At 70.6% G+C, this 11,731-nt stretch carries 9 protein-coding genes and 1 pseudogene; 2 read left to right on the top strand and 8 right to left on the bottom strand.

The annotated features are described in order from the left end of the window. Positions 1–269 precede the first annotated feature (269 nt). A complete protein-coding gene (locus tag D7V93_RS26110; RefSeq protein WP_120645981.1) occupies positions 270–2,768 on the top strand; it encodes an RCC1 domain-containing protein in 2,499 nt (832 codons plus the stop codon). A gap of 18 nt (positions 2,769–2,786) precedes the next feature. On the opposite strand, the gene D7V93_RS26115 is transcribed toward D7V93_RS26110, so the two are convergent. The 8 genes and pseudogenes from D7V93_RS26115 to D7V93_RS44515 form a co-directional block, all read right to left on the bottom strand. Beyond that, positions 2,787–4,031, bottom strand: coding sequence for a serine hydrolase domain-containing protein (locus D7V93_RS26115; protein ID WP_120645982.1), 1,245 nt, complete (start codon positions 4,029–4,031; stop codon positions 2,787–2,789). Between the two features lie 479 nt (positions 4,032–4,510). Then, positions 4,511–5,500: an alpha/beta fold hydrolase gene (locus D7V93_RS26120; RefSeq protein WP_244237516.1), complete on the bottom strand. Its 990-nt coding sequence runs from the start codon at positions 5,498–5,500 to the stop codon at positions 4,511–4,513. 121 nt (positions 5,501–5,621) lie between these two features. Next, the gene (locus D7V93_RS26125; protein ID WP_341870965.1) at positions 5,622–6,284 is read right to left on the bottom strand and encodes an IS66 family transposase; all 663 of its coding nucleotides are present in this window, start codon (positions 6,282–6,284) and stop codon (positions 5,622–5,624) included. A 16-nt stretch (positions 6,285–6,300) separates the two neighbouring features. Then, positions 6,301–6,720: pseudogene (locus D7V93_RS47865) on the bottom strand (hypothetical protein); the annotation flags it as partial. A 60-nt stretch (positions 6,721–6,780) separates the two neighbouring features. Continuing rightward, entirely contained in the window at positions 6,781–7,161 is a 381-nt protein-coding gene (gene tnpB, locus D7V93_RS26135; RefSeq protein WP_120645985.1) for an IS66 family insertion sequence element accessory protein TnpB, read from the bottom strand. Further along, a complete protein-coding gene (locus D7V93_RS26140) occupies positions 7,155–7,556 on the bottom strand; it encodes a hypothetical protein (protein ID WP_120645986.1) in 402 nt (133 codons plus the stop codon). The genes tnpB and D7V93_RS26140 overlap by 7 nt, the downstream gene beginning before the upstream one ends. Before the next feature lie 142 nt (positions 7,557–7,698). Beyond that, entirely contained in the window at positions 7,699–8,655 is a 957-nt protein-coding gene (locus tag D7V93_RS26145; protein WP_147451325.1) for a hypothetical protein, read from the bottom strand. 388 nt (positions 8,656–9,043) lie between these two features. Beyond that, entirely contained in the window at positions 9,044–9,259 is a 216-nt protein-coding gene (locus D7V93_RS44515; RefSeq protein ID WP_147451326.1) for a hypothetical protein, read from the bottom strand. Between the two features lie 154 nt (positions 9,260–9,413). Between D7V93_RS44515 and D7V93_RS26150 the strand changes: the two genes are divergently transcribed. Further along, on the top strand, positions 9,414–11,731 hold a 2,318-nt coding region (locus tag D7V93_RS26150), incomplete at its 3' end, for a TonB-dependent receptor (protein ID WP_147451327.1).

Below are 11,731 nucleotides of genomic sequence, written 5' to 3' on the forward strand. Positions count from 1 at the left end.
GTGACGGGACTGCGCGGGACCGTGGAATTGGATTCTCATGAAGCACTTCCCCCTCTGCATGCGCCATTCACGCTGGAAGCCCCGGTCTACCAACGGGTCCGGGGGGCCTGGGGTTAAGCGCGATTAAATGGGGTTAAGCGTCACGGGGGCCCTGGGCATCCGCGCCCCACCTGCATGAGTGCAATCCCAGCTGGACTTCAGGTAGAAGCGCGGCCAACGCGGATGCCCTTGCAGCAGGGCTTCGCAAAGACTCACCTGGGGGGAGCCACATGCGGAGCGGTCTCACATTGAATCTCGTCCTGGCGGCCATGCTGTTCGTCCTGGGCCTCGGCTGCGGCGACTCGGACTGCCAACGCGGTCCTGCCCGCTGTGGCACCGGCCCCAAGGGACCCACCCTCGAAGAGGCGACCCAGTCAACGACCAACGCGACGCCCGAGGAGATGGTCACCCTGCACGTCACCGCGCGGGACGCGGACGCGCTCCCGCTCCGGTTCACCTGGGAGGCCAGCACAGGCATCCTCGGAAGCCCGACGAGCACCTCCACGACGAGTGACGTGTTGTGGGCGGCCCCGAGGTGCGCTCCCGCGGGCACCCGGATCACGCTCACCGTCACCGTCACGAACGACAGGGACCCCGCCATCTCCCGGGCCTTCTACCTTTCCGCGCGGGCCTGTCCGGGTCCCACGGTCGCGGGGGGCTACCGCCACTCGCTGGCGGTGGGACGCGACGGGACCCTCCTGGCCTGGGGTGACAACTCCCTGGGGCAGTTGGGCGTTGAAGACCCGGCCCGGCGCGACACCCCCATGCGGGTGCCCGGGTTGCTCCGCGTCCTCGACACGGCCGCGGGCTCCTCCCACTCGCTGGCCCTGCGCGAGGACGGCACCGTCTGGGCCTGGGGGAACAACTCCTACGGCCAGCTGGGCGATGGGACGACCCTCCTCCACCGCACCCCCGTGCAGGTGCCGGGGCTGAGCGGCGTCCTCGCCGTGGCCGTGGGGAACGTCCATTCGGTGGCGTTGCGTGACGACGGCACGGTCTGGACCTGGGGTGGCAATTACAACGGCCAGCTGGGGGACGGGACGACCACGGATCGCCCCGTTCCGCTGCAGGTGCGTGGGCTGAGCGGCGTCACCCGCATCGCCGCGGGTGCAACCCGCTCGCTGGCCGTGCGCGGCGATGGCACCGTCTGGAGCTGGGGGGGCATCAGCTCCGGTGTGCCCGGCGAGGAGTCACCCCACACTCCCGCCCAGGTGCCCGGGTTGCGCCACGTCATCGCCGTGGCCGTGGGCACCTCCCACGCACTGGCCGTTTCCGGCGACGGCTCCGTCCTGGCCTGGGGCAGCAACAGCCGCGGCGAGCTTGGCGATGGGACGCTCTTCAGTCGCTCCGATCCCGTGCAGGTCCATGGACTGACCGGCATCACTCGCGTCGCCACGGGCGAAAATCATTCGCTGGCCCTGCGCGAGGACGGCACCGTCTGGGCCTGGGGAGACAACTCCTTCGGCCAGATGGGCGATGGGACGGGCCTTCCCCGTCACGTCCCCGTGCGGGTGCCGGGGCTGAGCGGCGTCGTCGCCGTGGACGCGGGTGACAACCACTCGCTGGCCATGCTCGGCGACGGTACGCCGCGGACCTGGGGCCGCAACACCGATGGGCAGCTGGGTATCGGTGTGCCCGCGCGCCGTCAGGCACCCGTGCAGGTGTCCGGCCTGGCGGGCGCCACCGCCATCGCCGCGGGCCGCGACCACTCCCTGGCCTTGCGCCGGGGCGGCACCGTCTGGGCCTGGGGGGCCAACTTCGCAGGCCAGCTCGGGGATGGGACGACCACCCGCCACCCCTCCGCCACGCAGGTGCCGGGGCTGAGCGGCGTCACGACCATCGCCGCGGGCGACCTCCACTCGCTGGCCTTGCGCGAGGACGGCACCGTCTGGGCCTGGGGGCGCAACTCCTCAGGCCAGCTGGGTGGAGGGAGGGAAAGCGCCAGCCCGCTGCAGGTGCCGGGGCTGAGCGGCGTCACCGCCATCGCCGCGGGCCGCGACCACTCGCTGGCCGTGCGCGAGGACGGCACGGTCTGGACCTGGGGGGCCAACTTGTCCGGCCAGCTGGGCGATGGGACGACCACCGAGCGTGGCACGCCCGTCCAGGTGCCGGGGCTGACCGGTGTGGTCGCCGTGGCCGCGGGCGAAAACCACTCGCTGGCCCTGCACGGCGATGGCACCGTCTGGGCCTGGGGGCGCAACTCCCAGGGCGAGCTCGGCGATCGGTGGTCGAGCCTCGACCATCCCTCTCCGGTGAAGGTGCCGGGGTTGACCGGTGTCACGGCCGTGGCCGCGGGCGACGCCCTTTCGATGGCCGTTGTCAGCGATGGCACCGTCTGGACCTGGGGCGGCAATCACAACGGCAAGCTGGGCGATGGGACGACCTCCCACCACGCCGACCCCATGCGGGTGTCGGGGCTGAGTGGCGTCACCGCCATCGCCGCGGGAGACCACCACGCGCTGGCCGTGTCCGATGGCGGTGCCCCGAGCAGTTGGGGGGACAATGCCTGGGGTCAGCTCGGTGATGAGACGAGCCTCCCGCGCTCCGTGCCCACGCGGGTCTCAGGCTCCGCCCCCGCCGCCGCCGTGGCCGCGGGCGACACCCACTCGCTGGCCCTGCTCGCCGACGGCACGGTGCGGACATGGGGGAACAATGCCGATGGCCAGCTGGGCGATGGGATGACGGCCGACCGGGCCCTGCCGGTCCAACCCCAGCTCCCCGCGCCCTGATCGTCCGCGCGCCCTCCGTTACCGCGCGGAGGGCACGCCCAGGGCGGCCGCGACGATGCGCGCGGTGATGGCGGGCGGCTGTTGCCCCATGTGGAGCGTGTTGACCGAGTAGATGAGGCGCCGGCGCAGGTCGCGCGTGGCGCCCATCCCGTTGTTGTAGCCGTGCCGGTCGCCGCTCTTGCCCCACAGGGTGAGCCCGTTGACGTCGATGCGGTTGAGCCCCGCGCTGTAGGTGGCGCGACCGCCATCCACGGAGGGCACGTCCGGGACGGTGAACATCTCCTCCAACTGCGCGCGCGGCACCAGTCGGCCCTGGAAGAGCGCGACGAGGAAGCGATCCAGGTCGGCCGTGGTGGAGATCATCTCTCCCGCGGCCCAGGGGACGGACTGGCTGGTGTCGGTGACGTCCACGAGGCACAGCGTGCCGTAGGCGGTGGCTCCGGACGGGCAGCCCGTGTCTGTCGGCTCGACGGACTCGTAGCCACGGGTATGCGGGCCCGGAATGGAGACCTCGTTGCCGGGCACGAAGGTGTCGCGCAGGTGCAGCGGGCGCAGGATGCGATCCCTTACCGCCTCCCCGTAGGGCCGGCCCGTCACCTGTTCGATGAGCAGCCCGGCGACGATGTAGCCGACGTTCCCGTAGTCCTGAGCATCGCCCGGTTGGAACCGGGGTCCCGCGGGAAGCGTCAGCGCGAGAAGCTCCCGGGGGCTGTAGCGGCGGAACCGGTTCTCGAAGAACCACGCGGGGTCCTTCTGCGGCACCGGCACGCCGGGCAGGCCGTGCGTGTGGTTGAGCAACTGTCGCACGGTGACGGGGGCGTAGACACCGGCGGGCAGGAGGCGCGGCAGGTAGTCCTGGACGGGCCGGTCCAGGTCCAGCCGGCGCTCCGCGGCGAGCTGGAGCACGACCGTGGCCGTGAAGGTCTTGGTCATGCTGCCGATGCGGAAGCGCGCGTCCGTGCGCACCGGGGCTCCGGTCCGGATGTCCGCCACCCCGGACGTGCCCAGCCAGCGCCCATCCGCGCCGCTGATCCGCACCTGGGCGCCCGTCACCTGCGCATCCGGCACGCCCTCGATGGCCTGGCGCAGGGCCTCGCGATTGAGCGGAGGCAGCCGCGGGCCCGCTTCCAGTCCCAGCGCGCCCGCCTCCAGCTCGCTCACTTCCAGGGAGTTGTCGAGGGAGGTCTCGGGGCCGCATGCGGGGGCCATGACGCTCGTGAGCAGCGCCATGCCCAGCCGCAGACCGCGGTTCAGGACAGCCATGTTCCATCTCCAGTGTGATGAGGGCCGGCAGTGCCGGACGGCAGGTGGAACACCGCCGCCCTCCGGCGCTGTCACCGGGCCACTGTCACAAGCTCATCCGTAACAGCTCGCCGCGCCCCGTCTGGACGGGGCGAGGATGAGCCCGCCGGGCATTGAAGCACGGCGCGGTGGCGTCAGTCGGAGCTGGCCGGGAGCGTGACGGTACCGGGATTCTCGATGGCGGCAAGGGCGGCGCGCAGCAGGTAGCATCCCGGGTCTTCACCGCGCAGGCGAGCCATTTCCCCCAAGCAGGGGCGAGGCCGGAGCCGGAGGAAGAGAGCCCGTCCTTTGCCGCGACGAGGGAGGAGCCGAAGAAGGAGCGCACACCACGATTGGACTCTCGCCAGGCTGCTACGCAGGACGGAAAGCGCTGGACGTGTTCGCTTGCTCGAAGTGTGGAAACAGGAGATGCGCTCATCCAGCGCGCCTTCGCCGCCCTTTCAAAATGTCTCGAGGAAGGTCTTCATCTCGCGCAGCACCTCGTCATGGTTGGTGAGCCAGACGTAGTGCTGCGCGTGCTCGAGCTTGATGCCCTTCCAGTTCGGCATGCTCATCACGCTCAGCATTTCGGCGTCCCGCTGGAGCGCCCTGGCCCTCAGGTTCCTCAACTTCTCCTGCACGGGAAGGTCCATTTGGGAGAAGCCTGGGAGGTCCTCCGGCCGCCCGAACCGAGGCTGATCCACGTAGAGGAAGAGCACGGCCGCCGTCACGGCCGCGAAGTCCACCTTCGAGAAACCCTTCATCACCCGCTCCTCCGCGTGCGGCCACCTGCGGGCACGCAGGTAGTGCCCGGTCTTCGGATCGAACTCGTTCGCCTCGTCGATCTCGTGCGCGGGGAACGCTCCTCCGACGTCACGCGCGAGCGCGGCGGCGACCGCGGCGCGTGAGGCCACGTCCTCGGGAGCGGCCTCGCTCGGAGGAGGCATGGGCAGGACCGAAAGGAGCTCCGCCAGCAGGTCACCGTTGGTCTTCACGTCCAGGTAGACCACCTTCTCCACGCGCTCCGGGTGATGGGTTGCCACCCAGGTGAGCTCTGGCCCGGCGGCGGAGTGGCCCACGAATGACGCCTTCGCGATTCCCAGCCCCTCCAGCACCCGGACGACGTCCTCGCCCAGGGTGGCGGTGTCGTAGCCCTGCTCGGGCCAGTTCGACGAGCCAAACCCCCGGCGGGTGACGGCGTAGACGTGATGGGCCGCGGTGAACTCCGGCGCGAAGGTGTCGAACACGTGGCCCGTGTTGCCCAGGCCCGACAGGAAGACGAGCGCGGGTCCCTGGCCTCCGAAGTCGAGCAGCTCGAGCTCGACCCCCTCGGCCACCTTCACCCGCTTCACCTGATGCAACGCGCTGGAGTCGGCAGAAGCCGGGACCGGGACGGACTTCGTCGTCACACAGGCGACCAGCGGCAAGCAGAGGAGGAGGAGTTTTCGCATGGACTGACTCAACTACAGGAATGCGGAGACCACCAGGGAAGCCCATGGGTAACAGCTCGCCGCGCCCCATCTGGACGGGGCGTGGATGAGCCCCCGCCCGGCTTCGATGGGCGCGGTGGTGTCAGTCGGAGCTGGACGGGAGCGTGACGGTGCCGGGAGTCTCGATGGCGGCGAGCGCAGCGTGCAGCAGGTAGCGCCCCGGGTCCTCACCGCGCAGGCGGGCCGTCTCAATCAGCGAGTAGAAGAGGGCCGCCACCTCGGTGCCGCGCAGCGACTTGGAGCCGTAGTGATTCTTGCGGCCCACCACCATGTCGCGCAGCTGCCGCTCCACCAGGTTGTTGTCCAGCGGCACCCATGGGTTGGAGAGGAAGACGGTCAGCCCACTCCACAGCTCCAGCATGTACTCGAGCGCCTTGCGCAGAGCACTGCCTGGCAGCGAGCGCTGGGCCAGCGCCCACTCGCGGATGGCAGCCACCAGCGGAGCGGACTTCTCCTGTCGCACCGCGAGCCGTTGCGCCAGTGCCGCGGCCTGTTGCTCCCCCTGCAGTACGTGCGGTTGTGGTAGGTCGGCCTCAAGGGCATACAGCTGGCCAATGAGCGACAGCACCTCGGCGCACACGGGGGCCACTCTCTCGGCCTCCACGAATTTGCGTCGCACGTGGGCCCAGCAAAACACCAGGGAGCAGGAGGCTGGCCCATCCGCTCCAGGCTTCGTCACCGTCTGGTAGGCGGCGTAGCCATCCACCAATGAGGCGCGGCGGGGCCGGCGCGGTGACGGGCGCACACCCGCAGGGGCAGCGATACTTCTGCCGACGGTAGTGCTTGAGGACGAAGTGGCGCTCCACCACGCTCACCTCCTGGCTGTCCTCCGTCTGTCCCGCCCACTCCTTCAACGCACCGCCGCACAGGCCGCACACCTTGTCGGCCTCGTCCAGGGGCAGCACCACCTCCTGCACGGGCAGCTGCGGCTGGGCACGCGGCCCGTGCCCGCGCTGCTTGCGTGCGCTCGCCGGCGGTGTCGCTTCCACTGCTGGCTTTCGCTTCTCGCTGGAGGCGCCGAAGAGGCGCTGCTGCATGAGCGCCAGTTGCTCCGCAAGCTGGGTGAGCTCCAGTTGCAGTCGCGCCTGGGCATCCTCACCCTTGAGCCTGGCATTCTCCTGCACCAGCAATTCCAGCCGCTGGTGCAGGCGCGCATTCTCCGCCTCGAGCAGCGCGGCCATCTGCTTCGCCGTTTCCAAGTCTGTCACATGCTCGATGCGCACCACACTTCCGCGGTAGTGCTAAACGGCGGGCGCCACCGCAAGCTCTTTCTCCTCGAAGGCGGGAGGCGATAGCTTCCAGCGCCCGGCCAGCTCGCAGCCCTCCAGAAACAGCGACAACTCGGCCACCGTCAGCTCCACGCTCAGCGCACCCGCCTGTACCCAGGGCCTGGCGAAGCGTCCCTTGAAGAGGCGTTTGGTGAGCAGCAAAAGCCCCGTGCCGTCGAAGTACAGCACCTTGGCGCGGCGACGGCACCGCCCGACGAGGAGGAAGACGTCGCCCTTGAGAAGCTGTCCGCCCAACTGCTGCTCCACCAGGGCGCTCAGCCCGTCGAAGCCCTTGCGCATGTCCAGGGGCGCCGCACAGGCGTACACGCGCACCGCCCGCGTGAGCGTCAGCACGCCAGCCTCCGCAGCAACTGCGCCGCTTCCTCCAGGCCCAGTCCCTCCACGCGCCAGCCCTGCGGTGACACTACTGCGAAGGTAGTCGCCACTGGCGAGGGCGCGTGCTGCTTCGGCGGGTGCACCACCACGGGCTTGAGCGGCGCGGCCCCCTGCTCACTGCTCTGCGTCTTCTTGCCGCCGGGCGTCTGCCCCCGCCTCCACGCCTGCAACGTCGGCTCCGACACCCCCAGCCTCTCCACCACCGCCTTCAGCGTGTCGCCCTTCTCCAGGGCATGCGCCAGGTAGCGCACCGCGAACGCGCGCAGCGGCTCCAGGAATGGGCCCGAGCCTGCTTTGCGCCCGGCCCTCAGCCTCTCCACCTCCTGCCGGAACTGCTCCAACTCCTTCTCCACGTGCACCTCCAGGTTTTTGACCCGGAGGTCTCACGTCGCGGCCCCTCTCGTCACGACGGGGCCCGGCGAGCAGTTACGCTCATCCCAAGGGGGCGCTGGGCATGTCCGAGCCGAAGCTGCAGGCCTTCCATCCTTCCTTTCCTCAGACCCGTCGCTTCCCACCTTTCGCGGCCTTCTTTGCTCCGGCCTTGCTCCCCACCTTCGCGGCCTCCTTCGCTCCGGCCTTGCTTCCCGCCGTCGCGGCCTTCTTTGCTCCGGCCTTGCTCCCCACCTTCGCGGCCTTCTTCGCTCCGGCCTTGCTTCCCACCTTCGCCGCCGCCTTCTTTGCCGCCTTCTTCGCTCCGCCTTTGCTTCCCGCCTTCTTCGCTGCTTTCCGCGCTCCGTTCTTGCTCGGCGCTTTCTTCGCTCCTCCGCTCCCTGTCTTCGCTGTCGGCTCGCTCGCCGTGGCCGCGTCGTCCTGCAAGAGCCACGCGCGGCCGAGTGACTTCAGGTCGTCGAAGTCGACCACCTGTGAGCCGTGCCAGTCCGCCGCCTCCTGGTAGAGGAGCGCTTGCTTCGGGGTCGCCAGGACGAGCGTGCCGACCTGCTTCGGCCCGCGCTTCGGCACGAGCAGCAGCGGCTGACCCAGCATCTTCCCCGCCGCATCCTTCATGGCGGCGGGGTCGGTGAGCTCCGGATCCGCGACGTACCTATTCGGGCCGTACAGGGCGATGAACGCGCCGGAGATGTTGTCATTGGGGTGGTGTGGCCGGCCGACGCGAAACCCGGCCGCCGGGTCCTGCGAGTGCCGGGACGGCGCGCCCCTCGGCGCAGGCGCCCGTGGTGCGGCGGGCAGGCCCGGTCCGGCGTCGTAGGCGGTCGTCCGCCACGCCATGCCCTTGCGCAGGTGCTCGATCCACGCCGGGTGCGTCGGCTCAATCTCGAGCACGCGGCCGGACTGCTTCACCTTCGCCACGAACGCCTGCGCGTTCGCATTCATCCACTCGCTATCGAAGCAACTGTGCTGGTCCATCGCCTGCGCGAGCGCCGAGCCATCGAGATGGCGGTGCTTGCTGAACGCGGCGTCCCCCGAATTCGAGATCGGGTCGTTCAGCAACATCAATGCGAACACCGCTCGCGGCGCGGGTGGACCGGAGTCGGGGTGCACGGAGGTCACAAACAGGCGGGCCGCCTGACGGGAGACTTCGAGGACGCGGACGGCGAATAGATCAGACATCGCGCGACGATACCGCGAGCACCACGCGTGTGCGACACCCGGAGGGATGCGCATGGGTTTGTTGTACTTGCATCCCAGACCTCAGGGCTCCATGCAGGGGCCATGAGCCTCGTGGGCAACGCAATGCCTGCCGCGGCCCGCGGTTCAGGACGGCCATGTGCCCTCTCCCGTGCGATGAGGGCCGGCAGTGCCGGACGGCCTGGAGGCAGGGGAGGGGGCGTCAGGACCGGAATGACGCCACGCGAGAGGCCCGCTCGTGAGCGCGAGGCCGCTACCCGCCTGGAGCCCGGACGGCTTCAAGCGCGGCCCGCAGCACCCGCTGCTGTCGCGGAGTGCTCGGGCCGACGGGGGCGCGCTCCAGCTCGTGGAGGGTGTTCGTGAGCAGCCGCTCCGCCTTCGGGCTTCCGGAGGGGCGCGTCGCAGTCGTGGGGCTTGTCGTACAGCCCCAGAGGGCCAGCAGGAGCCAGGCCACGTGTCGCAATTGCATGTCATCCCCGTCTGGGTGTCACGGTGCGGGGCTTCAGACAGCGCACGGCACGAGAAGTTCCCCCGACCCTCATGGCTTCGAGACGGCGGCTTTCTGGCCCCCAGAAGCGCTGTCACGCCCCCCAGGTCAGCTCGAAATGTTTTGATCAACAGGCGTGGCCCCGGCGTCATATGCGCACCTCCACCTCCTCGGAACGATGACGCGCTCCAACACCTTCTTCCTCGTCCTCGCGCTTGGCGTTGCCCCCGTCCAGGCGGCCGGGCTCCGACAGCCCGCGTCCACGGAGGTCCCGGCCTCACCCGGCTCTGAAGGCCCCGAGGTCCCCGCGCCCGCGGACGCCCAGGTGCCCGGCACGGCCTCCCTGCTGCCCCCCACGCTGCGCGAGGATGCCCCCGCGCTCGTGCCGGAGGGCGTCCCGTTCACCGCACCCGTGGTGGTTTCGCTGGAGCTCACCGTGAACGAGGCCGGCGACGTCACGGCCGCCGTTCCCGTCCCCCCGGAGGCGCAGCCCGCGTTCGTCGCGGCCGCCCTGGACGCGGCCCGGCGGCTGCGCTTCCACCCCGCGACCTCCAGCGGCACCCCCGTCGCGGTGCGCCTGCCCTTCACCTATCGCTTCGAGCCTCCCGCTTCGCCCATTCCACGCGCGCAGCTCACCGGACGGGTGCGCCAGAAGGGCACCCGCAAGCCGCTCGCGGGTGCCACCGTGCAGGCCGGAGACGCCACGGCGGAGACGGACGCGCAGGGCCGCTTCCGCCTGGAGCTTCCTCCTGGCGCTTCCCAGTTGAAGGTCTCCGCGCCCGGCCACCAGGCGCTCCAGCTCCAGGAGACCCTGGAGGCGCGCCAGCAACTGGAGGTGCTGTACGCGCTGGCCCCCCTGTCCGTGAACCCCTACGAGACGGTCGTGCGCGGCGACAGGCCCCGCACCGAGGTCTCCCGCGTGACGCTCCACGAGCAGGAGCTGCGTGAAGTCCCCGGCACCATGGGCGACCCGTTCCGCGTCATCATGCTGATGCCCGGCGTGACGACGCTGGCCTCGGGCCTCTCCTATCCCGTGGTGCGGGGCGTGCAGCCCTCCGCGAGCGCCTTCTTCGTGGACGGCGTGCGCGTGCCCTTCCTCTACCACCTGCTCGTGGGCAACGCGGTCGTCCATCCGGACTTCATCGACACGCTCGACTTCCAGGTGGGGGTGCCCTCGGCGCGCTACGGCTCGCTGTTGGGCGGAGCGGTGGACGCGCACGTGAGCCGGCCGCGCGAGGACGGCGTGCGTGGCAGTGCCTACGTCGACCTCATCAACAGCGGCGTCTTCCTGGAGGTGCCCCTGCCGGAGACGGGCACCACCGTCACGGCCGCGGGACGCATCAGCTACACCGGGCTGCTCGTCACCCGCGTGGCCAACAGCATCCACGCCCCTTCCTCCACCACCTACGGAGGGGTGACCTATGAGGACACGGGCGAGCCCAAGGTGTATGCGGACTACTGGGACTACCAGGCCCGCGTGGATCAACGCGTGGGCGAAGGCCGGGTGCGGCTGCTCGCGCTGGGCACATCGGACGCGGTGGGCCTCTCCCCGCGCATCCCCGAGCAGGACGTCGGCGGCGTGGGGCTGCTCTTCCACCGGGTGGACCTGCGCGGCCGCCATCCGCTCGCAGGCGGTGAGGCGGAGGTGGGCCTGACGCTCGGGTATGACCGGCTCGGCATCAACGTCGCCCTGGGCGCGGACAACCCCGGCAGCTACGAGCTGCGCCAGGGCAGCGTGAGCGCGCGCGCGGGCTTCACGCGCGAGCTCTCCTCCACGGTGGGCCTGGAGGTCTTCAGCCAGGTCGAGCGCCGGAGCGCGGACGTGGTGGCCACGGGCGTCATGCGCCCCGTGGGCCCCGTCGACGGCAAGGATGCCTTCAGCCGTCCGGGCCTCCTCGCCACCTTCGCGGGCGTGGGCACGCAGCTCACGCTCCGACCCTGGGAGCGCTGGACGGTGGTGCCGGGCCTGCGCGTGGACAGCTACCACGGCTTCGGACTCGACACCTTCGTCGCGGTGGAGCCCCGGCTCGCGGTGCGCCGCGCGCTCACGGACGCGCTCACCCTCAAGGCCGGCGCGGGGCTCTACCACCAGCCCGCCACGGTGCTGCTGCCGGTGCCCGCGGGGGAGATGCTCGCGCTGGAGCGCGGCCTGCAACGCGCGGTGCAGCTGTCAGCGGGCGCGGAGTGGCGGCCCCGGCCGGAGCTGGAGCTGACCGCTGAGGCGTACTTCAACCCCCTGCTGCGCACGCTGGAGTTCAACTTCGAGGACGTGGTCAGCAACGTGCGCCGCCGCGGCCTGGAGGACGCGCAGGTCCAGGGGCGCGGGTACACGTATGGCGTGGAGCTGATGGCGCGCCGGCCGCTGGGGCGCGACTGGTTCGGGTGGATCACCTACGGCTTCAACCAGAGCCGGCGCTTCGAGCGCTACACGAAGCTGGGGCCGCAGGGGGAGGC

Source organism: Corallococcus llansteffanensis (assembly GCF_003612055.1).
Classification (GTDB): domain Bacteria; phylum Myxococcota; class Myxococcia; order Myxococcales; family Myxococcaceae; genus Corallococcus; species Corallococcus llansteffanensis.

Coding starts and splice junctions, on each gene's coding strand:
- D7V93_RS26145 (WP_147451325.1), bottom strand. CDS start 8,655: ATGTTGCTGAACGACCCGATCTCGAATTCGGGGGACGCCGCGTTCAGC.
- D7V93_RS26120 (WP_244237516.1), bottom strand. CDS start 5,500: ATGCGAAAACTCCTCCTCCTCTGCTTGCCGCTGGTCGCCTGTGTGACG.
- D7V93_RS26110 (WP_120645981.1), top strand. CDS start 270: ATGCGGAGCGGTCTCACATTGAATCTCGTCCTGGCGGCCATGCTGTTC.
- D7V93_RS44515 (WP_147451326.1), bottom strand. CDS start 9,259: ATGCAATTGCGACACGTGGCCTGGCTCCTGCTGGCCCTCTGGGGCTGT.
- D7V93_RS26115 (WP_120645982.1), bottom strand. CDS start 4,031: ATGGCTGTCCTGAACCGCGGTCTGCGGCTGGGCATGGCGCTGCTCACG.